Source organism: Mesorhizobium sp. M0514 (assembly GCF_040321145.1).
Taxonomy (GTDB): Bacteria; Pseudomonadota; Alphaproteobacteria; order Rhizobiales; family Rhizobiaceae; genus Mesorhizobium.
In genome coordinates this window covers 1-25,638 of the sequence record NZ_JAMYQZ010000022.1, presented here as the reverse complement: position 1 = coordinate 25,638, position 25,638 = coordinate 1, and the positions used below count along the sequence as shown (strand labels likewise).

Annotated in this window: 24 protein-coding genes and 1 pseudogene; 16 read left to right on the top strand and 9 right to left on the bottom strand. The window is 62.8% G+C overall.

The features are described 5' to 3' along the window. Positions 1-51: 51 nt before the first annotated feature. A complete protein-coding gene (locus NKI61_RS11745) occupies positions 52-1,233 on the top strand; it encodes a M24 family metallopeptidase (protein WP_023743156.1) in 1,182 nt (393 codons plus the stop codon). A gap of 47 nt (positions 1,234-1,280) precedes the next feature. Here NKI61_RS11745 and NKI61_RS11740 read toward each other — a convergent pair. Continuing rightward, positions 1,281-1,538, bottom strand: a pseudogene (locus NKI61_RS11740) (ABC transporter permease); the annotation flags it as partial. Positions 1,539-1,631: 93 nt separating this feature from the next. Next, positions 1,632-2,909 carry a M23 family metallopeptidase gene (locus tag NKI61_RS11735; RefSeq protein WP_352839588.1) on the bottom strand — a complete coding sequence of 426 codons (1,278 nt, stop codon included), beginning with the start codon at positions 2,907-2,909 and terminating at the stop codon, positions 1,632-1,634. A gap of 172 nt (positions 2,910-3,081) precedes the next feature. Here NKI61_RS11735 and NKI61_RS11730 point away from each other — a divergent pair, with 172 nt between their 5' ends. Next, positions 3,082-3,447: a hypothetical protein gene (locus NKI61_RS11730; RefSeq protein WP_023805055.1), complete on the top strand. Its 366-nt coding sequence runs from the start codon at positions 3,082-3,084 to the stop codon at positions 3,445-3,447. A gap of 75 nt (positions 3,448-3,522) precedes the next feature. Further along, a protein-coding gene (locus NKI61_RS11725) for an IS5 family transposase (protein WP_352839586.1) occupies positions 3,523-4,289 on the top strand; the annotation gives its coding sequence in 2 pieces (ribosomal slippage) (positions 3,523-3,847 and positions 3,847-4,289; 768 coding nt in all). A gap of 79 nt (positions 4,290-4,368) precedes the next feature. On the opposite strand, the gene NKI61_RS11720 is transcribed toward NKI61_RS11725, so the two are convergent. After that, positions 4,369-4,836, bottom strand: a complete 468-nt coding sequence (locus NKI61_RS11720; protein ID WP_352839584.1) for a peroxiredoxin — start codon at positions 4,834-4,836, stop codon at positions 4,369-4,371. A 162-nt stretch (positions 4,837-4,998) separates the two neighbouring features. On the opposite strand from NKI61_RS11720, the gene NKI61_RS11715 reads away from it, so the two are divergent. After that, positions 4,999-8,385, top strand: coding sequence for a YhdP family protein (locus tag NKI61_RS11715; protein ID WP_352839583.1), 3,387 nt, complete (start codon positions 4,999-5,001; stop codon positions 8,383-8,385). 17 nt (positions 8,386-8,402) lie between these two features. Here the strand turns inward: NKI61_RS11715 and tyrS are convergent, their stop codons facing one another. After that, entirely contained in the window at positions 8,403-9,656 is a 1,254-nt protein-coding gene (gene tyrS, locus NKI61_RS11710; protein WP_023743153.1) for a tyrosine--tRNA ligase, read from the bottom strand. A gap of 254 nt (positions 9,657-9,910) precedes the next feature. Here tyrS and NKI61_RS11705 point away from each other — a divergent pair, with 254 nt between their 5' ends. The 4 genes from NKI61_RS11705 to NKI61_RS11690 are packed head-to-tail and all read left to right on the top strand — an operon-like array spanning position 9,911 to position 13,580. Continuing rightward, the gene (locus NKI61_RS11705) at positions 9,911-10,645 is read left to right on the top strand and encodes a glycosyltransferase family 2 protein (protein WP_023739402.1); all 735 of its coding nucleotides are present in this window, start codon (positions 9,911-9,913) and stop codon (positions 10,643-10,645) included. Next, on the top strand, positions 10,638-10,970 hold the full coding sequence (locus tag NKI61_RS11700; RefSeq protein ID WP_023669132.1) for a lipid-A-disaccharide synthase N-terminal domain-containing protein: 333 nt from the start codon (positions 10,638-10,640) through the stop codon (positions 10,968-10,970). Before NKI61_RS11705 ends, NKI61_RS11700 begins: the two co-directional genes overlap by 8 nt. Positions 10,971-11,009: 39 nt before the next feature. Beyond that, positions 11,010-12,653, top strand: a complete 1,644-nt coding sequence (locus tag NKI61_RS11695) for an ArnT family glycosyltransferase (protein WP_352839582.1) — start codon at positions 11,010-11,012, stop codon at positions 12,651-12,653. A 30-nt stretch (positions 12,654-12,683) separates the two neighbouring features. Then, entirely contained in the window at positions 12,684-13,580 is an 897-nt protein-coding gene (locus tag NKI61_RS11690) for a phosphatase PAP2 family protein (RefSeq protein ID WP_352839580.1), read from the top strand. A gap of 43 nt (positions 13,581-13,623) precedes the next feature. Here the strand turns inward: NKI61_RS11690 and NKI61_RS11685 are convergent, their stop codons facing one another. Next, positions 13,624-14,271, bottom strand: coding sequence for an FMN-binding negative transcriptional regulator (locus NKI61_RS11685; RefSeq protein ID WP_352839579.1), 648 nt, complete (start codon positions 14,269-14,271; stop codon positions 13,624-13,626). A gap of 213 nt (positions 14,272-14,484) precedes the next feature. Next, positions 14,485-15,159, bottom strand: coding sequence for an alpha/beta hydrolase (locus NKI61_RS11680; RefSeq protein WP_023669128.1), 675 nt, complete (start codon positions 15,157-15,159; stop codon positions 14,485-14,487). 255 nt (positions 15,160-15,414) lie between these two features. Here NKI61_RS11680 and NKI61_RS11675 point away from each other — a divergent pair, with 255 nt between their 5' ends. From NKI61_RS11675 to sufA, 7 genes are all read left to right on the top strand, one after another. Further along, entirely contained in the window at positions 15,415-16,578 is a 1,164-nt protein-coding gene (locus tag NKI61_RS11675; RefSeq protein WP_352839578.1) for a cysteine desulfurase family protein, read from the top strand. Between the two features lie 187 nt (positions 16,579-16,765). Continuing rightward, positions 16,766-18,283, top strand: a complete 1,518-nt coding sequence (gene sufB / locus NKI61_RS11670; RefSeq protein ID WP_023706434.1) for a Fe-S cluster assembly protein SufB — start codon at positions 16,766-16,768, stop codon at positions 18,281-18,283. A 29-nt stretch (positions 18,284-18,312) separates the two neighbouring features. Further along, positions 18,313-19,068, top strand: coding sequence for a Fe-S cluster assembly ATPase SufC (sufC, locus tag NKI61_RS11665; protein ID WP_352839577.1), 756 nt, complete (start codon positions 18,313-18,315; stop codon positions 19,066-19,068). A 40-nt stretch (positions 19,069-19,108) separates the two neighbouring features. Continuing rightward, on the top strand, positions 19,109-20,377 hold the full coding sequence (sufD, locus tag NKI61_RS11660; protein ID WP_352839575.1) for a Fe-S cluster assembly protein SufD: 1,269 nt from the start codon (positions 19,109-19,111) through the stop codon (positions 20,375-20,377). Between the two features lie 137 nt (positions 20,378-20,514). Then, a complete protein-coding gene (locus NKI61_RS11655; protein WP_023748560.1) occupies positions 20,515-21,756 on the top strand; it encodes a cysteine desulfurase in 1,242 nt (413 codons plus the stop codon). A gap of 21 nt (positions 21,757-21,777) precedes the next feature. Continuing rightward, positions 21,778-22,164, top strand: a complete 387-nt coding sequence (locus NKI61_RS11650; protein ID WP_023669122.1) for an SUF system Fe-S cluster assembly protein — start codon at positions 21,778-21,780, stop codon at positions 22,162-22,164. Positions 22,165-22,269: 105 nt separating this feature from the next. Next, complete coding sequence (sufA, locus tag NKI61_RS11645) at positions 22,270-22,650, top strand: Fe-S cluster assembly scaffold SufA (protein WP_013532156.1); 381 nt, start codon at positions 22,270-22,272, stop codon at positions 22,648-22,650. A gap of 149 nt (positions 22,651-22,799) precedes the next feature. Here the strand turns inward: sufA and NKI61_RS11640 are convergent, their stop codons facing one another. Beyond that, the gene (locus NKI61_RS11640) at positions 22,800-23,297 is read right to left on the bottom strand and encodes a GFA family protein (RefSeq protein ID WP_023697559.1); all 498 of its coding nucleotides are present in this window, start codon (positions 23,295-23,297) and stop codon (positions 22,800-22,802) included. 83 nt (positions 23,298-23,380) lie between these two features. On the opposite strand from NKI61_RS11640, the gene NKI61_RS11635 reads away from it, so the two are divergent. Beyond that, complete coding sequence (locus NKI61_RS11635) at positions 23,381-23,704, top strand: TfoX/Sxy family protein (RefSeq protein ID WP_023669120.1); 324 nt, start codon at positions 23,381-23,383, stop codon at positions 23,702-23,704. A 203-nt stretch (positions 23,705-23,907) separates the two neighbouring features. Here the strand turns inward: NKI61_RS11635 and NKI61_RS11630 are convergent, their stop codons facing one another. Next, positions 23,908-24,825 carry a pseudouridine-5'-phosphate glycosidase gene (locus NKI61_RS11630; protein WP_023748562.1) on the bottom strand — a complete coding sequence of 306 codons (918 nt, stop codon included), beginning with the start codon at positions 24,823-24,825 and terminating at the stop codon, positions 23,908-23,910. A 70-nt stretch (positions 24,826-24,895) separates the two neighbouring features. Continuing rightward, a partial coding sequence (locus NKI61_RS11625) for a PfkB family carbohydrate kinase (protein WP_352839574.1) occupies positions 24,896-25,638 on the bottom strand: 743 nt, incomplete at its 5' end.

The following is a 25,638-nucleotide window of genomic DNA, read 5'->3' as shown; positions in this document are numbered from 1 at the left end:
GACGTCAGGCGGGCGCGGGGCTCGCCGGCCAACAATCCAGCAGGAAAACCGATGATCGAATTGCCTTTTGCGCGCGATGAGTACCAGCGGCGGCTCAAGAAGATCCGCGCCGAGATGGCGGCGCGTGGGCTGGAACTGCTGGTAGTCAACGATGTCGCCAACCAGCATTACATCACCGGCTATGACGGCTGGTCGTTCTACACGCCGCAGGTCGTGCTGGTCCCGATCGAAAACGAGGCCGAGCCGGTCTGGATCGGCCGCGCCATGGATGCGGCAGGCGGCTTGCTGACGGCCTGGATGAAGCCGGAGAATGTGGTCGGCTTCCCCGAGGACCACGTGCAGCGCGCCGATCGCCATCCGATGGACTGGATAGCGGCCTGGATCGTCGCCAAGGGCTGGGGCGCGAGACATATCGGCATCGAGCTCGAAGCCTATTATTTCTCGCCGAAGGCGCATGCCCGGCTGGTCGCCGGCCTGCCCAATGCGAAATGGCACGACGCCGATCTCCTGGTGAACTGGATCCGCGCCGTGAAATCCGCTCCAGAAATTGCCTACCTGCGCAAGGCGTCGACCTTGGCTGAAGCAGCTGTTGCGCGGGCCTTCGAAGTCATTGCGCCAGGTGTGCGCGAGTGCGATGCGATTGCCGCGATCCAGGCGACGCAGATCGCCGGCAGCGCGGACTTCGCCGGCGACATCACGGCACTGCCGCCGACCATCCTCGGCGGCGAGAATGCATCGGCTCCGCACATCATGTGGAGCGACCGGCGGTTTGGAGAGGACGAGACGATTGCGCTCGAACTTGCCGGTGTCTGCCGCCGCTATGCCGCCGGCCTCGCCCGAACGATGCAGCTCGGCAAGACGCCGGCCCGTGTCGCCGACACCGCAAAGGCGGTGATCGAAGGCATGGATGCGGTGCTCGACGCGGTCAGGCCGGGGACCACAGCCGAAGCGGTCGAGGCCGCATGGCGCAAGGTTATCCAGCGCTACGGGCTGAAGAAGGAATCGCGCATCGGCTACTCCATTGGCGTCGCCTATCCCCCGGATTGGGGCGAGCACACGATCAGCCTGCGGCCCGGCGACAAGACCGCGCTGCAACCCGGCAATGTCGTGCACTCCATTCTTGGCATGTGGATGGATGGCTGGGGCATCGAGATCAGCGAGACCATTCTGGTGACCGAGACCGGCCATGAGACGCTGACCAAATTCCCGCGAGACATCCATGTCAAATCCTGACCGGTCAGCCACGACGGACGCCACCGCGACCCGCCTGACGCATCTGCTCAATATTGGATCGTCCGGCGCTCGATCAGCACCACAAGACAAAACAGGACGATCGACAGGCCCGATGACAGCACGATCGCCGCGTAGAGGCGGTCCGACTGGTAGTTGAAGGACGCCTGGACGATCAGCGCGCCAAGTCCTTGGTCGGAGCCGATCCATTCGCCGACAATGGCGCCGATCACGGCGGTGGCCGAGGCAATCCTCAGCGATGAGAACAGCATCGGCAAAGCGCGCGGCAGCCGCAGGCTCCAGAACGTGACGCCGGAGCACGCGATGTCGGATTGCCAAACAACAGGATGGTACAACGGGTGAAGGAGGCGGGGGCGTGCAACCAGCCGCCTGGCTTGACCCTACAGATACTGCTCGACCTTCTTGCCGACGGTCAGGAAGCGCAGCGGGTCGATGGCCTCGCCATTGTGGCGGACTTCGTAGTGCAGGTGCGGGCCGGTCGAACGGCCGCTGCTGCCGGTTTTGCCAATGATGTCGCCGGCTGCGAGTTTTTGGCCGACGGCAACGTCGATCTCGCTCAGATGGCCGTAGCGCGTGGCAAAGCCGTTGCCGTGATCGACCTCGACCATGCGGCCATAGCCGCCGTTCCAGCCGGCCTTGGTAACGATTCCGGCCGCCGTGACCTTGGCTGCCATGCCGACCGGCGCGCGGAAATCCATGCCCGAGTGCAGGGCAGCGGTGCCGAGGATGGGGTCGGTGCGCACGCCGAACGGGCTGGTGACGGAGTGGCCCGGCGCCGGGTTGGCGAGCGGCAGCCGCCGCGCCTCTTTCTTCAACTGGTCGAGCGTATCCAGCGCCTCGTCCAGTTCCTTGACCTTGCTGTCGAACATCATCGAGCTGTCAAGCGGGATCAGCGGTCCGCCGACATCGCTTTCGTTTTTGCCGAAATCACTGTCGACCGGCAGACCGGCCGCTTCCAGCGCCTGGGTGATGGCATCGGCGTTCTTGTAGGCGTTGTCGGCCAGGGTTTCGATGCGGGTGAGTTGCTGGCTTTCGATAGCCTTCAGTGAATCATTGATCGAGACGAACAATTTGTCGGCACGGTCCGCAGCCGTTTCGCTGGGCAGCGGGTCGGAGCGTGTCGACCACAGCGAGAATGGCCTGGTGTCGCCCGAACCGAGGCTGGCGACCGAATAGGCGAGTGGCTCGCCGCCAGTCAGTTCGGCATGCTCGTCGAGTTTTGCCGCCACATCCGCGGCGGCCGGCGTGCCGACCTCGTTTTCCGCCCGTTCGAGGATCGGGCCGAGGCGGCCATGGCGCTGGCTGAGCTGGCTCTGCCGCTCGATCAATTCGCTGACCTTGGTCTCCATCAGTTTCTGGTCGAGAAGCTGGCGGCTGGTGATGCGGTCGACCTGCGCGCGCAATGCGGAAATGCGATCTTCATAGGCCTGCTGCATGCGCGCCTGCCGGGCCGTGGTGGCGCCGATCAGATCGTCGCGCAGTACGAGATAGGAGGTCGCCAAGAGATAGCCGATGGCGATCGCCGCCAGTGCCGAGCCGAGAAAGGCGACGAGCCACGGCCGGATGGTGAAATGCCGTATTTCATTGCCCCGCGCAATGATGACCGTATGCGGCTCCTTGCGCCTGCCGAAGACCGCTGACTGACCGGTTAGGTTCACGGGACCAAGCTTTCGTTACGACACCAACGAAGCCCGATTACACATTATTAGGGTTAACAAAGTTTTGCCGCCGCGGGCGCGTTAGCATAAAAGCGGCATGGCCAAAACGGGTGGAAGTGTGGGTTCCAGCATGCGATATGGATAAGATCTGGCGTGTCACGTGGACTCCGCTATGGACGAAGCTAAGCTCTGGGACTTGATGAACGATGCTTGGGAACGCATGTCGTTCCCTCAAAAGCGGCTATGGGAGATGATCCGTGTCGAGCCAACTCGATGGATGCAAGAGCCATATGGCAGGCACAATGGCGGCTTTTGGGTTGTCGGGATAGTTGGGCAAATCGCAATCTGGTTCAACGATCATGAGGACGGCTTTCAACGCACCGCCTACGAACGCCCCGGCGAGATCACCGAATATGGCTCACTACAGTTCAAACTCGAAGAGATCATGCAGCACCTGCTGATTGAGCTTGAGACCGGCGAACGCACCTTACCCCGCTCGTCCGAACCACTTCTGGGCGTGTTTCGTCAGAGGCGCTGAGTGTGGATGTTTTCTATAGGGTAGCTTTGCGACTCCCGGCTTTCCTATCGCGGCGAAACCTGATTCAGACTCCGCATGAGCCGATATGACCTGACTGACTTCGAATGGCGCGCGATCAAGCCGCATCTGCCCAACAAGGTGCGCAGCGTGCCGCGAGTTGATGACCGCAGGGTGCTGAACGGCATCTTCTGGATACTGCGGTCGGGTGCGCCATGGCGCGATCTGCCGGAGCAGTACGGCCCTCGCACCACCTGCTACAATCGCTTCGTTCGATGGCGGAAAGCAGGTGTGTGGGACCGCCTCATGGATGCCATCACAAAAGCCCATGACGGCACGGTGCAGATGATCGACACCTCCATTGTTCGCGTCCATCAGCAGGGCGCGACGGCAAAAAGGGGGGTCGAGATCATTGTCTCGGTCATTCCCGAGGCGGGCTGACAACCAAAATCCATGCTCTTGTCGACGCCCAGGGCAGGCCAATCAAGCTGACGCTCACGGCAGGCCAGATGAGTGACATCGCCTCCGCAGCGGACTTGATCAAGGATTTGCCGGAAGGTTCCATGCTACTCGCCGACAAGGGCTATGATGCCAACGCCTTGCGCAATGCTGTCACCGACCGAAAGGCATGGGCCAACATCCCGCCCAAAGCCAATCGCAAGGACGCGATCTGCTTCAGTCCTTTCTTATATAAAGCCCGTAACCAGATCGAGCGCTTCTTCAACAAAGCCAAGCAGTTCCGCCGCATCGCGACCCGTTACGATAAACTGGCTGAGAACTATCTGGCCGCCCTCAAACTTGTCGCAGTCCGCATCTGGCTACGCGGTAATGAGTCTACGTTCTAGTGACCAACGGTGTCAGCCAACCGCATATATGTCTTATGCCCCTAATGCACTGCGCGGCGTTGGCCAGATCGGTGGCGCCTCAGAGCGCGCGGACCGCCTCCAGCACTGCTTCGGCATGGCCTTTCACCCGGACCTTGCGCCAGATCCCGGCGATCCGCCCGTCCTTGCCGATCAGGAACGTCGCCCGCCCGACGCCCATATAGTTGCGGCCATACATCGTCTTCTCGACCCACAGATTGTAGGCCTCGATCACCTTGCGCTCCTCGTCGGCAACCAGGTCGACGGTGAGATCGTATTTGGTTTTGAACTTGTCGTGCTTCTTCACGCTGTCCGGCGACAGGCCGATCACCACGGCGCCGGCCTTTTCGAACTCCGGCTTCAGCTGCGAAAAGCTGATCGCCTCATTGGTACAACTTGTGGTGTCGTCCTGCGGATAGAAATAAAGTACAACGGGCTTCCCCCGCATCGAGGCAAGGCTGAGTGAGCCGCCGCCGTCGCGCGGAAGATCGAATTGCGGCGCAACGTCGCCAACGTCGAGATCAGCCATATCGATGCCCTTGTTTGAGGTTACGCGGCCCTAAATCAAAGAGATAGAGCATGATGTCGTCCGAAAACCGCCTCACACTTTTCGGCATCATGCTCTAGCCTGCGTCGTTATAGTGTCGGGCGGGGATTCGTCCACGATCGAATTCGCACAACGGAAAATTGCGTGGATCAGGAAGAACCGCAGCACGAGAAAATCCGGTTCAGGCGTGACGAGATCACCGACCTGGGGGCTTTCCCGTCCGCTTGCCGCGTGCCGCCGCTCGGCAAGGCACGGATCGGCCGCGGCTTTCGCATCCTTGCCCGGCTGTTTGCCGGCATTGGAGCCCTTGTGCTGCTGGCAGCGGCCGCCGTCTACGTCATCGGCGCCACCGGCATCGGCAACGAACGGCTGCGGTTGGAAGCCGAAACGGCGATCGAGAAACTGGCCGGTCTCGACGTCAAAGTCGCCGTCGGTCCTGCCAGCCTGACACTTGACGGATCGAGCTTCATTGCGCTGCAGGTCAAGGATGTCAGCGTCGAGACGGCCGACGGCAAGCCGATGGCCGATGCCGGGCGCGTCCGCTTCGGCATCCGGTTGATCCCGCTGCTTTCGGGCGAGGTTCGGCTGACCAGCGCCAGGATTTCCGACGCCCATATCGTCACCGCGGCAATGCCGTCGGGTGGCGACTGGACAGCGCGCCTGCGCAATCAAGACGGTCTCATCGATCCGGAAAAACTGGCCGCCGCCGTCTTCAGTGACGTCAATCGTGCACTCGATGCCGTGCGCGAGGATTCGATGCGCCGCATCGATCTCAAAAATGTCGCGTTCGAGCTGCCCGAGGCCGGATCGGTCAAGCTGGTCACGATCGCCAACGCCACGGTGCTGCAGTCGGGCCCCGGCAGCGTGGAGTTCTCGTCCGAGGCGGATGTCGATGGCCGCGCGCTCACCGTCACGGCCACCGCCACCCGCGATACGAGCTCGATGCGCATCACCGCCTTGAACGCCGCCATCGACATGGCGGATGTCGCGGAGACAACGCCGGCGGCCGGCGGGCGAACCGGCGCGATTGCTTTGAAGCTCACCGGATCCGAAGGCTCGGGCGAGACCGATTCGCGGCTGACGGGCTCGCTGTCGCTAACCGGCTCGGTGCTCGACCTCGGCACACGCGGGCTGTTGCCGGCCGATGTCGATGTCGACGCCGCCCTCGTCTCCGGCTCCAACAAGATCGATGTCGGCAGGCTGGTTCTAAAGACCGGGCGCTCGGCGTTCAATTTCGCCGGCTCGATCGGGCCAAAGCCGTCGACCGGCGCGGCCGGCGAGGAGCCTTCCTATCGTTACGACCTGACCAGCGACGGCTCGACGCTGGCGCCTTCGGAATCGCCCGAGCCGGCGCTGAATTTCTTCGCCCGCATCGCCGGCGTCTATCAGGTCAAGAGCCGCAAGCTTGTCGCCGACCAGATCGGTATCAGGTCGGGATCGGGGAGCGAAGTGCTGGGAACCGCTGCGGTTTCCTTCATCGACAACGGACCGCCGGGTATCTCGGTGTCGCTCAACGTCCACGACATGGCGGTCTCGCACGTAAAGCAATTGTGGCCCTGGTTCTCCGCCAAGAACGCGCGGCTGTGGGTGCTGCAGAACCTGTTTGGCGGCCGCGTCGTCGATGCCAGCCTGCAGTTCCAGGTCGTGCCGGGGCGTCTCGGCAACGGCGTGCCGCTTTCGGCCGACGAGGTGTTCGGCCGCTTCCAGGTCGAGGGCTCGCGTTTCGACACCGCCGGCCGCATTCCGCCGATACGCGATGCCGTCGGCGTCGTTTCCTTCCACGGCAACGATGTCGACGTCGCGCTGTCCTCGGGCAGCGTCTATATGCCGAGCGGCCGCACCGTGGCGGCAAGCAATGGCACACTGTCGGTAAAGGCGGCAAACCACCCGCCGGTGATCGGCGCGCTCGACATCGACGTCGCCGGCGAGGCGCCGGCCATCGCCGAACTTGCCTCCTACGAACCGATCAACGCCATGCGCCATGTCGGCATCTTGCCGGACGACCTGTCGGGCACGGTGACCGGCCACGTCAAGGCCGACATTCCGTTGCAATCCGGCGTCGACACGTCGAAGCTCGATTGGCTGGTATCGCTCGACTACAAGGACCTGTCGCTCGCCAAGCCGTTCGAAGGCCAGATGGTGACCGATGCCGACGGTTCGATCGAAGTCGGGCCCGACAAGGCGGTGATCTCTGCCAAGGCGCGGCTGAACGGCATTCCAGCCGAGCTCGATCTGGTCGAGCCGCTCAGGGATGGCGGCCCGCCGCGCAGCCGCAAGGTGGCGCTTGTGCTCGACGACAAGACGCGCGCCATCGCCATGCCTGGCCTGTCGCCGCTGATTTCCGGCACCATCAAGGTGGCAATCGACAAGAGCGGCGAAGGCGGCAGCCAGAACGTCGACGTCGACCTGACGAGCGCCAGGCTGGACATTCCCTGGGCAGGCTGGAGCAAGGGGCCGGGCATTGCCGCCAATGCCACTTTTACCATGACCAAGTCCGGCGATACCACGACGCTGTCCGACTTCGACCTCGACGGAAAGAGCTTTTCGGTCGAAGGCGATGTCGTCCTGGTCAAGGGCGCGCTGTCTTCGGCCCGCTTCAGCAAAGTCGCCTTGAACCGGGGCGACGACGTCGCCGTGACGGTGAAGCGGTCGGGCAAGGGCTTCGCAGTCGACGTCAGCGGCAACGCGCTCGATGCCCGCTCGCTGATCAAGCAGTTCACCTCCGACGTCGATACCGCCACCAAAACCACCGGCACGGACGCGGTTTCGGTTAGCGCCGACGTCAATTCGCTAAGCGGGTTCCATGACGAGGTCCTGTCCAATTTGAAGCTCGACTACAGTGCCGCCGGCTCCAGGGTGAACAGGCTCAAGGTCAGCGCCGCGGCAAGTTCCGGCGCCGCCATCACCATCAGCAATACGGCAGGCAATGGTGCTCGCGCGCTCACCATGAAGTCGGCCGACGCAGGCGCCATATTGCGCTTCCTCAACATCTACGAGCATATGGAAGGCGGGTCGATCACGCTGGCGCTCAGCGGCGCGGCCGACGGGCCGATGCGGGGACAGGTCGATTCGAGCAACTTCTTCATCGTCAATGAACCCAAGCTCGCCTCGATCGTCTCGACCACGCCAACCGGTGACAGCCGCAGCCTGAACGAAGCGGTCAAGGGCAAGATCGACACTTCGCGGGTAAAATTCGAGCGCGGCTTTACCGAGATCGACAAGGGCAGCGGCTATTTGAAGCTGGCCAATGGCGTGCTGCGCGGCCCGCGCATCGGCACCACCTTCCAGGGCACGCTCTACGACCAGAACAACAATATGGACATGACCGGCACCTTCATGCCGGCCTATGGCCTCAATCGCATCTTTGGCGAGTTGCCGCTGGTCGGCGCGCTGCTCGGCAATGGCCGCGACCGCGGGCTGATCGGCGTCACCTACCGGCTTAAGGGCAACGCCAACAAGCCGGTGCTGGACATCAACCCGCTATCGGTGATCGCGCCGGGCATTTTCCGCTCGATCTTCGAATATCGTTGAGGATCCCAGAAGACGGCTCAGACCGGCCGCACCAGAACGTGTTTTTTCTTGCCCACTGAAAGCTTTGCGACGTTTTCCGGACTCAAATCCTGAGGTGTCACCATCCGCCGGTCGTCCGAAACCGGCTGGTCATTGAGGCGCACGGCGCCACCCTGTATGTGACGCCTTGCCTCGCCGTTGGACCCGGCAAGGCCCCCGCTGACCAGCAGCGACAGGATGCCGATGCCAGCTTCCAGCGCCGCGCCATCCACCTCGACGCTCGGCAGGGTTTCGGCCGTCACGCCTTCCTCGAACGTCTTGCGCGCGGTTTCCTCGGCGGCGAGCGCCGCCTCGCGGCCGTGCACGATGGCCGTGGTTTCGGTGGCCAGCACCTTCTTGGCCTCGTTGATCTCCGAGCCGCCAAGGGCTGCCAGCCGCGCGATCTCCGACAGCGGCAGCCGGGTGAAGATCTTCAGGAAGCGCTCGACGTCGGCATCCTCGGTGTTGCGCCAGTACTGCCAGAAATCATAGGGCGAGAAGAGATCGCCGTTCAGCCACACCGCGCCCTTGGCCGATTTGCCCATCTTGGCGCCCGACGATGTCGTCAGCAGCGGCGTGGTCAGCGCATAAAGCTGCGGCGTGCCCATGCGGTGGCCGAGATCGACGCCGTTGATGATGTTGCCCCACTGGTCCGAACCGCCCATCTGCAGCCGGCAGTCGTGGCGGCGGCTGAGCTCGACGAAATCATAGCCCTGCAGGATCATGTAGTTGAATTCGAGGAAGGACAGCGACTGTTCGCGCTCGAGCCGCAGCCTGACGCTGTCGAAGGTCAGCATCCGGTTGACCGAAAAGTGGCGGCCGACATCGCGCAGGAACTCGACATAGTTGAGCTTCATCAGCCAGTCGGCATTGTTGACCATGATGGCGTCGTTGCCGGTGTCGCCGAAGCGCAGGATGCGGCCAAAAATGCGCTTGATGCCTTCGATGTTGGTGGCGATCGCTCCGGGCGTCAAAAGGCTGCGCTGGTCGTCGCGGAAGGACGGGTCGCCGATCATCGAGGTGCCGCCGCCCATCAGTGCGATCGGCCGGTGTCCGGTCTCCTGCATCCAGTAGAGCATGGTCGCCGATATCAGATTGCCGATGTGCAGGCTGGTCGCCGTGGCGTCGTAGCCGACATAGGCGGTCACGGTTTCCTTCGCGAAAAGTTGATCCAGCCCGGTCTCATCCGAAATCTGGTGGATGAAGCCGCGCTCGCTCATGACGCGCAGGAAATCGGACTTGAAGGCGGACATTGTTTCTTCCTGAAAGCGCCGGGTCCGAACGGCCCGGCATGGCCTGAACGCGGGCGTTTAGCATCCAAGCGCGTCAAGCAAAAGTGGTTTCCGATTTTGCGCCGGCATGGACAGCCTATTCTGCACTGCCGCGCATGCTTGCTTCATCCTGTCGGCTGGCGTAATGAGGCGCCGCGCCAACGGGTTCGATCCGCTGGAACGGCACCGCACGGCATCCACCGAATGCCATATCTTGTGACAGAGCCCGACGCGATATGCCGGACGCATTGATATCCATCGTCATTCCCTGCCGCAACGAGGCGGCGAACCTGCCGCTGCTGATCGACGAGATCGAGGCGGCGATGACCGGGCGCGATTTCGAAATCATCGTCGTCAATGACGGTTCGACTGACGACACCGCTTCGGTGCTTGCCGCTGAAGCCGCCAAACGTCCGTTTCCGCTTCGCCAGCTGCGGCACGAAAAATCCGCCGGCCAGTCGCTTTCGGTGCGCTCGGGCGCTTGGGCGGCGCGCGGCTCGATCGTCGCCACCATCGACGGCGACGGCCAGAACGACCCGCAATATATCCCCGTGCTGGTCGATGCGCTGCGTCGGGCAGGGCCCGATTTCGGCGCCGCGCAGGGGCAGCGATTGAAGCGCCGCGACAGCAAGATCAAGCAATTGGCATCGCGTTTCGCCAACTGGCTGCGCGGCGCGATCCTGCATGACGACACCCGCGACACCGGCTGCGGCCTGAAGGCGATCCACACCGATATCCTACGCAAACTGCCCTTCTTCGACGGCACGCATCGTTTCGTTCCGGCCCTGGTCATCCAGGAAGGCTACCGCGTCGTCCATTGCGACGTCGTCGACCGCTCGCGCCGCCACGGCAAGTCGAATTACGGCATCTTCGATCGCGGCCTGCAGGGCGCGCTCGATCTCGCCGGCGTCTGGTGGCTTCGGCGCCGGCGCCGCAGAATGCCAAAGGTAGAGGAAATCACGCATGGCTAACGTGTTTCAGGAATTGGCGACCTGGCTGCACCAGGTTTTCGTCAAGCAGTTCGACGCCTGGGTTCTGCTCGGCTTCGTTGCCCAGTTCTTCTTCACCATGCGCTTCCTGGTGCAGTGGATCGCTTCGGAAAAGGCCAAGCGCAGCGTCGTGCCGATCGCTTTCTGGTTCTTCTCGCTGTTCGGCGGCGGGCTGCTGCTCGTCTACGCCATCCAGCGTGAGGATCCGGTGTTCATCGCCGGCCAGGCCATGGGCATGGTGATCTATGTCAGAAATTTATGGCTCATCGCCAATGAGCGCAAAGCGGCGATGACCAAGGTCGACTGAGCCACCAGTCCCGCCAAATTCAGTCTGTCCGGTGTCGAAATGAGCAGGAACTACATCTTTCTCTTCCTGTTCAGCCTGATGATGACGGCGTCGGGACTGGCCTCTTTGCCGCCGCTCGACCGCGACGAGCCGCGCTTCGTCCAGGCGACCAAGCAGATGACAGAGACCGGCGACTATGTCGACATCCGCTTCCAGGACGCGTCGCGCTACCAGAAGCCGATCGGCATCTACTGGCTGCAATCGGCCGCGGTGACGCTGAGCGGCGAGGGGGCACAGGCGCCGATCTGGATCTACCGGCTGGTCTCGGCGCTGGGCATCGCCATCGCCGTCGTCGCAATCGCCTGGACCGGGGCCAATCTGTTCGGCGCCAATGCCGGTCTTGCCGCCGGCCTCGTCATGGCGGCGATTTTCGCCACCGCCTTCGAAGGCCGTGACGCCAAGACCGACGCGATGCTGCTTGCCTGCTGCGTTCTGGCGCAAGGCGCGCTGGCGCAGATTTATCTGGCATCGCGCCGCAACGAGCCTGTCGCCGGCCATCTGCCGTGGATTTTCTGGGCTGCGCAGGGCGCAGCTATCCTCATCAAGGGGCCGATTGCACCGCTGCTGTCGGCGCTGACGGTGCTCACGCTGGTTGCTTTCGAGCGCGACTGCCGCTGGCTGGCGAGGCTGAAAGCCGGGCGTGGGCTGATTCTGGTGCTGTTGATCGTGCTGCCTTGGCTCGCCCTCATCACCTGGAAGAGCAACGGCGCCTTCCTGCAGCAGGCCGTCGGCAAGGATATGCTCGGCAAGGTCGCGCAAGGCGAGGAGTCGCACGGCGTTCCGCCGGGCTTCTACGTGCTGACCTATTGCCTGTTCATGTGGCCGTTCGGCCTTGTGGCGCTCGGCGCCGGACTGCAGGCGCTCAACCGATTGCGCGACGATCCGCGCCTGCGTTTCTGCCTCGCCTGGTACGTTCCGTTCTGGCTCGTCTTCGAATTGATCCCGACGAAACTGCCGCATTATGTGCTGCCGGCCTATCCCGGCATGGCCCTGCTCATCGGCTGGCTTTTGACGCTGACACCGCAGGAGGCAAATGCGCCGCTCAGGCGCTGGCAGACATGGCTGTGGTGGGCGACCGCATTCGGCACCGTTCTGGTGACAGTCGGTCTCGCCGTGCTTTGCGTTGGTGCGCCGATCTATCTCATGAAGACATTGTTATGGTGGAGCGTTCCGGCCGCCGCGGCAGCATTGGGCGCCGGCTACCTCGCTGTTTCGCGACAGGCGCTGGTGCCGCTGGTCCGCATCGGCGGGGCTGCGGTTTGCGCCGGTATAACCTACGCCCTGCTGTTCGGTGTCATCGTGCCGTCACTGAAACCGATTTGGATGAGCCGGGAAATCGAGGCTGCGGTTCGCGCCGATCGTCCCTGTGAGATGAGCGTGCTCGCCTCCGCGCAATATCACGAACCGAGCTTGGTATTTCTGGTGGGCACAAAGACGGTACTGACCGATGTCGACGGGGTTGCGCAACATCTGCTTGGCGATCCGGCCTGCGCGCTGGGCCTGGCGCCGGTCGGCGATGAAAAACGGCTGGATGACCTGCTGGCGGGGCAAGGCAAGAAGGCCAGCCGCGTCGCTGAAATCGACGGCATCAACTATTCGTCAGGTGATAAACTGTCGCTCGGCCTGTACCGTGTGGCGAACTGATACCTCTTCAATGATGGCGCCGAGCTCCGCATGTTGATGAAGTCGCCAAAGCCGGCGCGTGCCGCTTTGCCTGCCATGCTCCGGCAGTCTGTCGCTAATTTCCGCGATACTTTCGGGATTGTACGGCATCGCCTGGCGACGCGCCCGGCGCGCTACCCGAAAATCCTGTGGTCGGTCTGGGTCGTGGCCTGGCTTTTGCTGACGATCGCGGTGTCGCTCCGTTTCGACCATCTTGCAGGGACCATGGCGAGGCAGTGGGCTTCAGGCTCGACCAATGTCTTTCGCATCGCCGAGTTTTTTACCTTCTTCGGCCTCGGCGGCTGGTATCTTGTCCCGTCGGTACTGGTGCTGATTGCCGCGAATCTGACGGATTGGCGCAGCCTTTCCCGGCGCGCGCGGATGACCTTCTACAACTGGACCTGCTTTGCCTTCATGGTGCTGGGTTCGATCGGGCTCTCGGCCATGGTCGTCAACGCGCTGAAATATGGCGTGGGCAGAGCCAGGCCAATGAATTTCGACAAGCTCGGCGATCTGTCGCTGCATCCTTTTTCCATGGAGGCGCGCTTTGCCAGCTTCCCGTCCGGCCATGCCACGACCATGGGTGTCATTTTCGGCATTGCGCTACTGTTGTTGCCCCGGCGCAGATGGGTGTTGCTGGCTGCAACCTTGTCGGTCGCATCGACCCGAATCTTTATCGGCGCGCACTATCCGAGCGACACTGTCGCCGGATTCGGCCTTGGCTGTGCTGTTGCCATCGTCTGTGCGATGGTGCTTGGCCGGCTGGGATGTATCTTCCGCTACACGGCGTCGGGGTTGCCGGTGGCAAAAACTACGTTCCGCCTATTCCGTCGGGCTCGCAAACCAAACCAAAACGATGCGCCGAGACAGACGAATTTCCGCATTGGAGCAGCGCCGGCAAGCAACTGAATTGCTGACGCCTTTGGAACCATCTAGACTAAGACCACCCCAGCTAGCTGTCGATGCCACCCCAGCTCCGCACCAACCGAGCCATGTCAGGCGCGCCGGCGGCGTCCTTCTCCAGCCCTTCGGCGACACCGACGCGGTCGGCGACAGGCCGGTTCTGGCTGACTTTCCACTTGCCGCTGATTTCGGCGATCTCGATCTCAAGCCCGATGATGCCCTTGATCTGCGACTGGATGAAGGTCGGCGGCGCATCGGTCACCGCCCAGGGTGCCTCGCGGGCGCCTTCCTGTGACAGCGTCAGCTCGGTGATCTGCTGTGCGATCCAGGCGGAATCCTCGATCACTCTGACGGTTCCTCGCACCTGGACAATGGCGTAGTTCCAGGTCGGCACGACCTTGCCGGTCTCGCGCTTGGTCTCGTACCAGGACGGCGTCACATAGGCGTCGGCGCCCTGGAAGACGACCAGCACCGGCGATGTCGGATTGTCGGCCAGCTGACGCCATTGCGGGTTGGCCCTGGCCAGATGGGCGCGCAGCCGGCCATTCGGCCCAACCTCTGCATCAAGCAGGAAGGGAATGGCATTAGCGACCGGGCCATCGGCGCCGTTGGAGATCAGCAACCCCAGCGGATGCGTCCGGATCAGCCCGTGCAGGACGTCCGGCCGCGTTTCCTGGAAATGGGGAGGCTGGTACATGATCGGTCTTGCCTTCTTGCGCTGGCTGAACCGGCATTGTGCACCGTTCAGCCGAGCCGCGCCACATGTCAGGCTGGCTTCACCGTTTGGATCAGCCGAAATGGCATTGTCGCGCCCATGATGGGCACGACTGTGCACGGCATCGGACCGGGAGTTTTTGTTTTGGCGCAATTCCGGACGGAAAACCCGTTTACACTTTTCCTGGAATTGCTCTTAGCGCAGCCGCTTCGGCCGCGGATCGGACAATTCGCCGGCCAGCCGCCGGTCGAGATAGTCGGCGCATTCCTCGAGCAGCAGATCGGCGTCGTTGGCGAAGAAGTGGTTGGCGCCTGGCAAGGTCTTCTGCGTGATGGTGATGCCCTTTTGCGTGTGCAGCTTGTCGACCAGGCCCTGCACATCCTTGGGCGGCGCCACTTTGTCGGCATCGCCATGGATGATCAGACCCGATGACGGGCAGGGCGCCAGGAACGAGAAATCATAGGTGTTTGGCTGCGGCGCGATCGAGATGAAGCCCTCGATCTCGGGCCGGCGCATCAGAAGCTGCATGCCGATCCAGGAGCCGAAGGAATAACCGGCCACCCAGCAGCTCTTGGAATCCGGATGCAGCGACTGCACCCAGTCGAGCGCTGCGGCGGCATCCGACAATTCGCCGGTGCCGTGGTCGAATTCGCCCTGGCTGCGGCCGATGCCGCGGAAGTTGAAGCGAAGCGTGGTGAAATCGCGCTTCTGGAACATGTAGAAGAGGTCATAGACGATCTTGTTGTTCATCGTGCCGCCGAATTGCGGATGCGGATGCAACACGATGGCAATCGGCGCGCTCTTCTCCTTGGAAGGCTGGTAGCGGCCCTCCAGGCGGCCGGCCGGACCGGTGAAAATGACCTCAGGCATGAAATACTCCAAATGGCATACGAATGCGCGGCGCCCGGAACAATTCTTACTCCAGCCCCAGCCCTTCCGGGCCTTGACGCAGGGCAAGCGTCTTCTTAGAAGCTAGTTTAGAATTGTTCAAAACTGGATAGCCAGCCGTGACGGCCCGGCCATCCTCGCCGCAAGCCGCGTAAATAGGACGTCTTGCCTTGCAATTTCAAGGAAATAACGCGCTATCCTTGCGGAAAGGGTCTTGACGGGATCGATTGGGTGAAAATGGCCGCAGCACGCGCCTATCTCGACTACAATGCCAGCGCGCCGCTCATTACCGAGGCGCGCGAGGCGATGATTGCCGCGCTCGATCTCGTCGCCAATCCGTCGTCGGTGCATGCCGAGGGGCGCGCGGCGCGGCGCCTGATCGACACTGCCCGGCGCGATGTGGCAGCACTTGTCGGCGCCAAGGCCGAGCATGTCGTCTTCACCTCGGGCGCGACGGAAGCCGCATCGACGCTGCTGACGCCGGATTGGCAGATGGGCCGTGGCACGGTGCGCATGAGCCGGCTCTATGTGTGCGAGGCCGACCACCCTTGCCTGTTGAACGGCGGCCGCTTCCCGGCAACACAGGTTTCGCGGATCGGCGTCGACGCCGATGGCATTGCCGACCTCGCTCAGCTGACAGCCGCTCTGGCCGCGCATGACAAGGCCGAAGGCCTGCCGCTGGTCGCCATCCATGCCGCCAACAACGAGACCGGCGTCATCCAGCCGATCGAGGCAATCGCTGCAATCGTCAAGGCGGCGGGCGGCATTCTGGTGGTCGATGCCGTGCAGGCTGCGGGCCGCTTTTCCATCGATATGTCAGAGCCTTACGCCGAATATCTGATTCTGTCTTCGCACAAGATCGGCGGCCCCAAGGGCGTCGGCGCCATCGTTGCGGCAGCCGATCTGATGATGCCGAAGCCGCTGATCAATGGCGGCGGCCAGGAAAAGGGCCATCGCGGCGGCACCGAAAACCTGGCGGCCATCGCCGGCTTTGGCGCTGCCGCCCGGCTGGCTTTGGCTGGACTGAACCATGTCGATGCGCTCGCGCACCGGCGCGACGAGGTCGAAACCATCATCAAAACACTGGTGCCGGACGCAGAAATCTTCGGATCCGGCGCGCCAAGGCTTGCCAACACGACATTCTTCGCTATTCCCGGCGTCAAGGCCGAAACGGCGCAGATCGCGTTCGATCTGGCTGGCGTTGCGCTGTCGGCGGGATCGGCCTGTTCGTCGGGCAAGGTCGGGCCGAGCCATGTGCTGAAAGCCATGGGTTATGGCGACAGCCTGGGCGCTTTGCGCGTGTCCATCGGCCACGCAACGAGTGCCGGGGATATCGAACTGTTCCGTGCTGCGCTGGCTGGTATTGCCCAGCGCCGGGCGGGCAGGGAACAAGCCGCCTGAGGCGGCGACAAAGAATTCAGGCCCTCGCGGCCTGGTAGAGCCGTGCGTTTGCAAGTGGCCGGGTGAATTCCCGGCCGAGACGCACTATATGAAACTTACGCCGCCTTCTGCGCCTCATGGGCAGCCCTGGCGATGCCATAGTTTGAAAACTGTCGGGCCTTGACCCCGGCGTGGATGGAGAACGCTTATGCCTGCTGTGCAGGACACGATCGATCGGGTCCGAAAGATCGACGTCGACCAGTACAAATACGGATTCCAGACAGAGATCGCGATGGACAAGGCCCCCAAGGGCCTGAGCGAAGACATTATTCGCTTCATCTCGGCCAAGAAGGATGAACCGTCCTGGATGCTGGAATGGCGTCTGGAAGCATATCGGCGCTGGCTGACGCTGGAAGAGCCGACCTGGGCGCGCGTCCATTATCCGAAGATCGATTTTCAGGACCTCTATTACTACGCGGCGCCCAAGAGCACGCCCGGCCCGACCTCGCTGAGCGACGTCGATCCCGAGCTGTTGAAGGTCTACGAGAAGCTCGGCATTCCGCTGCGGGAACAAGAAATCCTCGCCGGCGTGCAGAAGACCGACGTCTCCGATCTCGAGGAGCCCAGCGACAACGTCTACAAATCGGGCCGTGTCGCGGTCGACGCGGTGTTCGATTCCGTTTCCGTCGTCACCACGTTCAAGAAGGAGCTGGCGCAGGCCGGCGTCATCTTCTGCTCGATCTCGGAGGCCATCCGCGAGCATCCGGAGCTGGTGCAGAAATATCTCGGCTCGGTCGTGCCGACCTCCGACAATTTCTACGCCACGCTGAATTCGGCTGTCTTCACCGATGGCTCGTTCGTCTTCGTGCCCAAGGGCGTGCGCTGCCCGATGGAGCTGTCGACCTATTTCCGCATGAACGAGAAGAACACCGGCCAGTTCGAGCGCACGCTGATCATCGCCGAGGAGGGGGCTTACGTCTCCTATCTCGAAGGCTGCACGGCGCCGCAGCGCGACGAGAACCAGCTGCATGCCGCCGTCGTCGAACTGGTGGCGCTCGACGATGCCGAGATCAAATATTCGACGGTGCAGAACTGGTACCCCGGCGATGCCGAGGGCAAGGGCGGCATCTACAATTTCGTCACCAAGCGCGGCGACTGCCGCGGCCACCGTTCGAAGATCTCGTGGACACAGGTCGAGACCGGTTCGGCGATCACCTGGAAATATCCGAGCTGCATCCTGCGCGGCGACGATTCCTCCGGCGAGTTCTATTCGATCGCTGTGTCGAACGGCTACCAGCAGGTCGATAGCGGCACCAAGATGATCCATCTCGGCAAGAACACGTCGAGCCGCATCATCTCCAAGGGCATTGCCGCCGGCTTCTCGCAGAACACCTATCGCGGCCAGGTCTCGGCGCATCGCAAGGCGACCAACGCCCGCAACTTCACCAATTGCGATAGTCTCCTGATCGGCGACCAGTGCGGCGCCCACACCGTGCCCTACATGGAAGCCAAGAATTCGACGGCGCAGTTCGAGCACGAAGCGACGACGTCGAAGATTTCCGAGGACCAGAAATTCTACGTCATGCAGCGCGGCATTCCCGAGGAAGAGGCGATCGCGCTGATCGTCAACGGCTTCGTCAAGGATGTTATCCAGCAGCTGCCGATGGAGTTCGCGGTCGAAGCGCAGAAGCTTATCGGCATCAGCCTCGAGGGCTCGGTCGGCTGACCGGACAATATATATCCAGGAAAGAAAAAATGCTTGAGATCAAGAACCTGCATGCCCGCATCGTCGATGATGGCACCGAGATCATCCGCGGCCTGAACCTGACGGTGAAAGACGGCGAGGTCGCCGCCATCATGGGCCCGAACGGCTCGGGCAAATCGACGCTGTCCTACATCCTCGCCGGCCGTGAGGACTATGAGGTCACCGAAGGCGACATCCTCTATAACGGCCAGTCGATCCTCGAAATGGATCCGGCCGAGCGCGCCACCGCGGGCATCTTCCTCGCCTTCCAGTATCCGATGGAGATACCTGGCGTCGCGACCATGGAATTCCTGAAAGTGGCGATGAACGAGCAGCGCAAGGCGCGCGGCGAGGAGCCGCTAAAAATTCCGGAATTTTTGAAGCGGGTGAAAGAGGCCGCAGCCTCGCTCAACATGGACATGGCGATGCTGAAGCGGCCGCTCAATGTCGGCTTTTCCGGCGGCGAGAAGAAGCGGGCCGAGATCCTGCAGATGAAGCTGCTGGAGCCAAAGCTCTGCGTGCTCGACGAGACCGATTCAGGCCTAGACATCGATGCGCTGAAGATCGTCTCGGACGGCGTCAACGCGCTGCGTTCGCCCGACCGTGCCATCATCGTCATCACCCACTACCAGCGCCTGCTCGAGCACATCGTGCCGGATAGCGTGCATGTGCTTTACAAGGGCCAGGTGATCAAGTCCGGCGACAAGTCGCTGGCGCTCGATCTCGAAGCCAATGGCTATGCCGGCGTGATCGGCGAAGCCGCGTGAGATGCCAGGTCATTTTGTACCAAAAGACAGGGCCAAGCTTATGAACATGCATTCGACACCCCAGCGCACCCAGGCCGAAACGGCGCTGATCGACGCTTTCGGCGAGCGTCTGTCGTTGCTGCCGGGTGACGGCGCGGTGATGCTGAAGCGCGACGACGCCATCGAGGCGATCAAGCACGGGCTGCCGACGCGGCGCATCGAATCCTGGCATTACACTGACCTGCGCCGGCTGTTGACCGCGGTGCCGGCATTCGATCCGACGGCCGCCGCCAAAACGCTAACGCCCATCGTCGAAGGTTCCGCCGTGCTGGCGGTTCTGAACGGCGTCTCGAGTGCGAAATTCCCCGCGATCGAGGGCGTGACGATCCAGCGCCTGTCGGAAAAGCTGACCGACGGCTCGATTGCACCCGGCCTCGAGCCCTATGGCAGCGATGACGCCATCGGCGCGCTGAACACTGCTTTCGTCGCCGACGGCTATTTCGTCGACATCGCCGATGGCGCAGCACTGGAAAAGCCGATCGAATTGCAGAACCTGCAAGCCGGCGGACAGACCCATGTGCGCTTTCCCGTGCGTGTCGGCGCCGGCGCCAAGGCTGCGATCGTCGAGCGTCAGGCGGGCGAGGGCGCGGCTCTGGCCAGCTCCGTCAGCCAGCTGGTGTTGGGCGAGGGCGCCGAGGTGACCTGGCTGATCATCCAGGAACAGCCGGAAACGGCCACCCATCTGGCGCAGTTCAAGGCGCATCTCGGCAAGAATTCGAAGCTGACGCTGTTCTTCATGAATGCCGGCGGCAAGCTTGTGCGCCAGGAGATCGTGGTGAAGACCACGGGCGAAGGCGCCGATTTCAAATTGCGCGGCATCAACCTTCTGGCCGGCGACACCCACACCGACGTGACCATGGTGCTCGACCATGCCGTGCCGCATACGACATCGACGGAAGTGATCCGCAATGTGGTGACCGGCAAGGCGCGCGGCGTCTTCCAGGGCCGCATCAACGTCCACCAATACGCGCAGAAGACCAACGCTAAGATGGCCTGCAACACGCTGCTTTTGTCGGATGATGGCGAGTTCTCGACCAAGCCGGAGCTGGAAATCTTCGCCGACGACGTCATCTGCGGCCACGGCGCGACCGTTACCGAGATCGACCACAACCATCTGTTCTACCTGATGGCGCGCGGCATCGACGAGAAGAGCGCCCGTGGCCTGCTGGTCAAGGCGTTCGTCGCCGAAGTGATCGAGGAACTGGACGACGAAACCATCGTCGAGGCCCTGGAAACAAGGCTGGACGACTGGTTCGTGGCCCATGGGTAAGCACCTCTTTCCCTTCTCCCCTTGTGGGGTCCGAAGGACGGGCGAGGCAAGTGACTCGCCCCGGGCGGTGGCCGAGCGAAGCTCGGTCGGATGAGGGGCGAGTGACGGAGTGAGGCGTTGCCTCAAGAGAGCTTGTAATGGACCAGAAACTCGAAACCACCCCCTACGACGTCGAGGCGATCCGCCGCGACTTCCCGATCCTGTCGCGCGAAGTCTACGGCAAACCGCTGGTCTATCTCGACAATGGCGCCTCGGCACAGAAGCCGCAGGTGGTGCTGGATACGATCCAGCACGCCTATTCCCAGGAATACGCCAACGTCCATCGCGGCCTGCATTTCCTGTCCAATGCCGCGACCGACGCCTACGAGAAGGCGCGCGAGACGGTGCGCCGCTTCCTCAACGCGCCAAGCACCGACAACATCGTATTCACCTCGAACACGACCGCGGCGATCAACACCGTCGCTTACGGCTATGGCATGCCCAATATCGGCGCGGGCGACGAGATCGTTCTGTCGATCATGGAGCACCACTCCAACATCGTGCCGTGGCATTTCATCCGGGAGCGGCAGGGCGCCAAGCTGGTCTGGGTGCCGGTCGACGATCTCGGCATCTTCCGCATCGAGGAATTCGAAAAGCGCCTGACCGACAAGACCAAGCTCGTCGCCATCACGCATATGTCGAACGCGCTGGGCACGGTGACGCCGATCAAGGAGATCGTGCGCATCGCGCATTCGCGTGGAATTCCCGTACTTGTCGACGGCAGCCAGAGCGCCGTGCACATGCCGATCGACGTCCAGGACCTCGATTGCGATTTCTTCGTCTTCACCGGCCACAAGGTCTACGGGCCCTCCGGCATCGGCGTGCTCTACGGCAAGAAGGATATTCTCTCGGCCATGCGCCCTTTCATGGGCGGCGGCGAGATGATCGAGGAAGTGACGGAAGACGTCGTCACCTACAACGAGCCGCCGCACCGCTTCGAGGCCGGCACGCCGCCGATCGTCCAGGCGATCGGGCTGGGTGCAGCATTGGAATACATGGAAAAGATCGGCCGCGAGCGCATCGCCGCGCACGAGGCCGACCTCAAGACCTACGCGCACGAGCGGCTGCGCGCCATCAACTCGCTGCGCATCTTCGGCGACGCGCCGGACAAGGGCGCCATCATTTCCTTCGAATTGCAGGGCATTCATGCCCATGACGTGTCGATGGTGATAGACAGGCAAGGTGTTGCCGTCCGCGCGGGCACCCATTGCGCCCAGCCGCTGTTGAAACGCTTTGGCGTAACCTCCACATGCAGGGCATCGTTCGGCATGTATAATACCAGGGCCGAAGTCGACGCTTTGGCCGATGCGCTGGAAAAAGCGCGCAAGTTCTTCGGGTGACAGGTTCTTTGGATGACGACCATGGATGATGCGAGCCACACCACCGCGCCGGAAGCGGCCGTCAATCCGCTGGTTTCCGCCTCGGCCATTCCCGCCGACGAGCTGGCGCGGCTGACCGACGACATCGTCTCGGCGCTGAAGACGGTCTATGACCCGGAAATACCGGCCGACATCTATGAGCTCGGCCTCATCTACAAGATCGACATCGAGGACAACCGCGCGGTCAAGATCGACATGACGCTGACCGCGCCCGGCTGTCCGGTGGCCGGCGAAATGCCCGGCTGGGTGGAAAACGCCGTCGGCGCCGTCGAAGGCGTCTCCGGCGTCGAGGTCAACATGACCTTCGACCCGCCCTGGTCGCCCGACCGCATGTCGGAAGAGGCGCAGGTGGCGGTGGGCTGGTACTAGGTTGACTGAGGTTGGTGCACTTGCACCAGTGGTAAAACTTCACCATTTTAGGTGAGGAATCATTCGGCAGGCCTTGAACCTGCATGGAATGGAAGAGGAAAAAGAATGGGACGCTTCGCCGTCATCACGATGACCGAAAAGGCCGCCGACCGGGTGCGCGAGATCGTCGCCACGCGCGACAATGCGCATGGCATTCGCCTCGGCATCAAGAAGGGCGGCTGCGCCGGCATGGAATACACGGTCGACCTGGTGACCGAGCCCAATACCAAGGACGACCATATCGAACGCGACGGCGCGCATGTCTATGTCGCGCCCGAGGCTGCCCTTTTCCTGTTCGGCACCGAGATGGATTTCGAGCAGACCACGCTGCGCACCGGCTTCACCTTCCACAACCCGAACCAGAGTTCGGCCTGCGGCTGCGGCGAATCCGTCGAACTGAAGCCCGCCGACCTGAAGGCGCTGGCTGAGGCGCGCGCTTCGGCCTGATCTTCCTTCTCCCCGTTCACGGGGAGGTGAGGAATGGTCCGCGCAGCGGGCGAAAAGCCAATTGCTTGGCTTTTCGAATGACGAACGGCCCGAAGGGCCGGATGAGGGGCAGCGCTGACCATCGGAAGTCGCGCTCCGCGCCTCCCTGCTTACTTCACCCACATCTTCGTCCGCTTGTGCCAGTCGGCGATCGATTCCTCGGGATAGACGTCGAAGACCTTGTCCTTTTTGCCGATCACCGGCTCGACCCAGCTCGCCTTGTATTTCAACATCAGATGCACCTTCTCCGGCGGTTTCGGCAACTCGCTGTCGATTGCCGAGGCGAAGGGGTGGACCAGGTCCGGCCATGTCGGATCGTAGAGCCAGAGCGCCGAACCGCACTTCTTGCAGAAATTGCGCTCGCCCGTCGAAATCTCGCACTTTGGATGCTCGTCGTCCGCGATCTCGGCCTGGTAGACGCCGAGATTGCGCTTGCCCTTGATTTTCAGCGTCTTGTAATCGGCGCCGAGATTGATGGCGAAGCCGCCGCCGCCCTGCTGCTTGCGGCAGATCGAGCAGTAGCACAGCATGAACGGCACCGGCGTGTTGCTCTCCACCTCGAAATGGACGGCATCGCAGCGGCAGGATCCCTTGAGCAGCAGCGGCATGACAGAACTCCGACGGATGGCTCTCAACTTGCCAGCATGGTTTTTGGTTGCAGCCATGGCAAGCCCGGTGACATGATTGCGGCATGGACAATGAACGCATCGAAGAACTGTTCGAAGGCCTCGGCCCGGTCAGTATCCGAAAACTGTTCGGCGGCAAGGGTATCTATTTCGACGGCGTCATCGTCGCCATCGTGCTGCGCGGCGAATTGCTGCTCAAGGCTGACGAGCAAAGCGCGCCCGACTTCGAAGCAGCCGGCTGCAAGCAATGGACCTATACCGGCACCCGCCACGGCAAGCTGGTCGCGATGCCGTACTGGAGCATTCCCGACGACGCGTTTGATGATCCTGACGAGATGAGGGTGTGGGCGCGCCGGGCGTATGAGGCGGGACGAAGGGCGGGGAAGTGAACCGGGACCGCCGCGTTTCTTCCCACCCCCCTCTGTCCTGCCGGACATCTCCCCCGCAAGGGGGGAGATCAGTTGTCACATTGGCCTTCGCTAATCACCAACGTTGAAAATGGGAGCCTGCGGCTAAGCTGTTAATCTCCCTCCTTGCGGGGGAGATGGCCGGCAGGCCAGAGGGGGGTGCTGTCCCGCCGACGTAGGCGATCCTACAGCGCCGTCGCAATCCTCGCCGCCAGCCGCGCATTGTTCTCGACCAGCGCGATGTTGGTCTTCAAGCTCCGGCCGCCGGTCAGTTCGAGGATTTTGCCCAGCAGGAACGGCGTCACCGCCTTACCGGTCACATTCTGCACTTCCGCCGCCTTCTGCGCGGCCTCGATATAGCCGGCCATCTCGTCGGCCGGGATTTCATCGTCCTGCGGCACCGGGTTGGCGATCAGCATGCCGCCGACCAGGCCAAGTGCCGCCCTGGTCTTGTAGAAATGCGCGATCTCTTCCGGTCTGTGCAGGGTCAGCGGCGCGCGGAACGGCGAATGCCGCGACCAGAAGGCCGGCATCGTCTCGCAGCCATGGCCAATCACCGGCACGCCGCGCGTCTCCAGCACTTCCAGCGTCTTTTCGATGTCGAGAATCGCCTTGGCGCCGGCCGAGACGACGATGACCGGCGTGCGCGCCAACTCGTCGAGATCGGCCGAGATGTCGAAGCTCTTTTCCGCGCCCTTGTGGACGCCGCCAATGCCGCCGGTGGCGAACACCTTTATCCCGACCATGTCAGCGGCGATCATGGTGGCGGCGACCGTGGTGCCGCCGGTGCGGCCTTGCGCCACCGCAAAGCCGAGATCGGCGCGCGACAGCTTCATGGCGTCGCCGGTCATCGCCAGCGACTCGCGCTCGCCGTCGGAAAGCCCGATCTTGATGCGGCCGGCGACCACGGCGATTGTCGCTGGCACCGCGCCATTGTCCAGGATTATCTTTTCGACATTGGCGGCCATGGCGCCATTGTCGGGGTAAGGCATGCCATGGGTGATGATGGTGCTTTCCAGCGCCACGACGGGGCGGCCAGCGGCGAGCGCCTCGGCCACGGGCGCGTGGAGGTCGATGAAGGGGCGGGCGCTTTGCGGTGTCATGATGGTCTCCGATCCGGAGATCCGCGCGTCCGCTTGGACGTCGCGCTCCGGCAATGGCAATTGGCCGCCCTCATGCCATTTCCTGCGCGTCGGGCACAAGAGCCAGTGCCTCGGTGAAGGTCGCAATCGTGAAGGCCGGAACCGCGTCGGCGCTTTCAATGGCCAGCGTGGCGGCGGCAACGCCCTCGCGCAATGCCTGGCGCAGGGGCAGGCCGCGCAGCAGGGCAGCGATGGTGGCGCCGGCCAGCGCGTCGCCGGCGCCGGTGACGTCGGCGACTTTTCTCGGCGCCGGCGGCAGGATAGAGAAGGCGCCGGCTTCGTCGAATCCCAGCACCGGGCCGTCGCCCGCCGTCACCACGCCACTGGTGAGGCCGCTGCAGCGCAGTCCGTCGACGATCTCGCGCTCGGTGGCATTGGCATCGACGCCGGCCAGCACCATGGCCTCGCGCCGGTTCATGAAGACCTGCGCGAGTTCCTTCAGCACTGGTATCATCCGCACCACCTTGGCCGGCGAAATGGCGATGGCGAACACCGGCTTGCCGGCGGCGAGCCCCACCAGCCGCTCCAGCGCCGTTGATGGCAGATTGGCGTCGCAGAGCACCGCATCGGCCTCGGCGACCACCTCGCGCACCTTGGAGCGGCGGATCTGCTTGGGGAACGCCAAATCGTAGAGCGCCATATCGGCAAAGCCGGTGATCAGCTCGCCGTCGCGATCGATCAGTGCCGTGTAGCTCGGCGTCGTGCGGTCGAGGAAAACCGCCGACAGGTCGGCAATGCCGGAGTCGGCGATGGCGCGCGCAACCGTCTCGGCCG

Excerpts from the sequence above, each read along its gene's own strand:
- NKI61_RS11680 (WP_023669128.1), bottom strand. The coding sequence starts at position 15,159 with ATGCCTGAGGTCATTTTCACCGGTCCGGCCGGCCGCCTGGAGGGCCGC.
- NKI61_RS11730 (WP_023805055.1), top strand. The coding sequence starts at position 3,082 with ATGGACGAAGCTAAGCTCTGGGACTTGATGAACGATGCTTGGGAACGC.
- sufA (WP_013532156.1), top strand. The coding sequence starts at position 22,270 with ATGGGACGCTTCGCCGTCATCACGATGACCGAAAAGGCCGCCGACCGG.
- sufD (WP_352839575.1), top strand. The coding sequence starts at position 19,109 with ATGAACATGCATTCGACACCCCAGCGCACCCAGGCCGAAACGGCGCTG.
- NKI61_RS11700 (WP_023669132.1), top strand. The coding sequence starts at position 10,638 with ATGGCTAACGTGTTTCAGGAATTGGCGACCTGGCTGCACCAGGTTTTC.
- tyrS (WP_023743153.1), bottom strand. The coding sequence starts at position 9,656 with ATGTCCGCCTTCAAGTCCGATTTCCTGCGCGTCATGAGCGAGCGCGGC.
- NKI61_RS11705 (WP_023739402.1), top strand. The coding sequence starts at position 9,911 with ATGCCGGACGCATTGATATCCATCGTCATTCCCTGCCGCAACGAGGCG.
- NKI61_RS11745 (WP_023743156.1), top strand. The coding sequence starts at position 52 with ATGATCGAATTGCCTTTTGCGCGCGATGAGTACCAGCGGCGGCTCAAG.
- NKI61_RS11690 (WP_352839580.1), top strand. The coding sequence starts at position 12,684 with ATGTTGATGAAGTCGCCAAAGCCGGCGCGTGCCGCTTTGCCTGCCATG.
- NKI61_RS11650 (WP_023669122.1), top strand. The coding sequence starts at position 21,778 with ATGGATGATGCGAGCCACACCACCGCGCCGGAAGCGGCCGTCAATCCG.
- NKI61_RS11685 (WP_352839579.1), bottom strand. The coding sequence starts at position 14,271 with ATGTACCAGCCTCCCCATTTCCAGGAAACGCGGCCGGACGTCCTGCAC.
- NKI61_RS11675 (WP_352839578.1), top strand. The coding sequence starts at position 15,415 with ATGGCCGCAGCACGCGCCTATCTCGACTACAATGCCAGCGCGCCGCTC.
- NKI61_RS11720 (WP_352839584.1), bottom strand. The coding sequence starts at position 4,836 with ATGGCTGATCTCGACGTTGGCGACGTTGCGCCGCAATTCGATCTTCCG.
- NKI61_RS11635 (WP_023669120.1), top strand. The coding sequence starts at position 23,381 with ATGGACAATGAACGCATCGAAGAACTGTTCGAAGGCCTCGGCCCGGTC.
- NKI61_RS11630 (WP_023748562.1), bottom strand. The coding sequence starts at position 24,825 with ATGACACCGCAAAGCGCCCGCCCCTTCATCGACCTCCACGCGCCCGTG.
- NKI61_RS11655 (WP_023748560.1), top strand. The coding sequence starts at position 20,515 with ATGGACCAGAAACTCGAAACCACCCCCTACGACGTCGAGGCGATCCGC.
- sufB (WP_023706434.1), top strand. The coding sequence starts at position 16,766 with ATGCCTGCTGTGCAGGACACGATCGATCGGGTCCGAAAGATCGACGTC.
- sufC (WP_352839577.1), top strand. The coding sequence starts at position 18,313 with ATGCTTGAGATCAAGAACCTGCATGCCCGCATCGTCGATGATGGCACC.
- NKI61_RS11695 (WP_352839582.1), top strand. The coding sequence starts at position 11,010 with ATGAGCAGGAACTACATCTTTCTCTTCCTGTTCAGCCTGATGATGACG.
- NKI61_RS11640 (WP_023697559.1), bottom strand. The coding sequence starts at position 23,297 with ATGCCGCTGCTGCTCAAGGGATCCTGCCGCTGCGATGCCGTCCATTTC.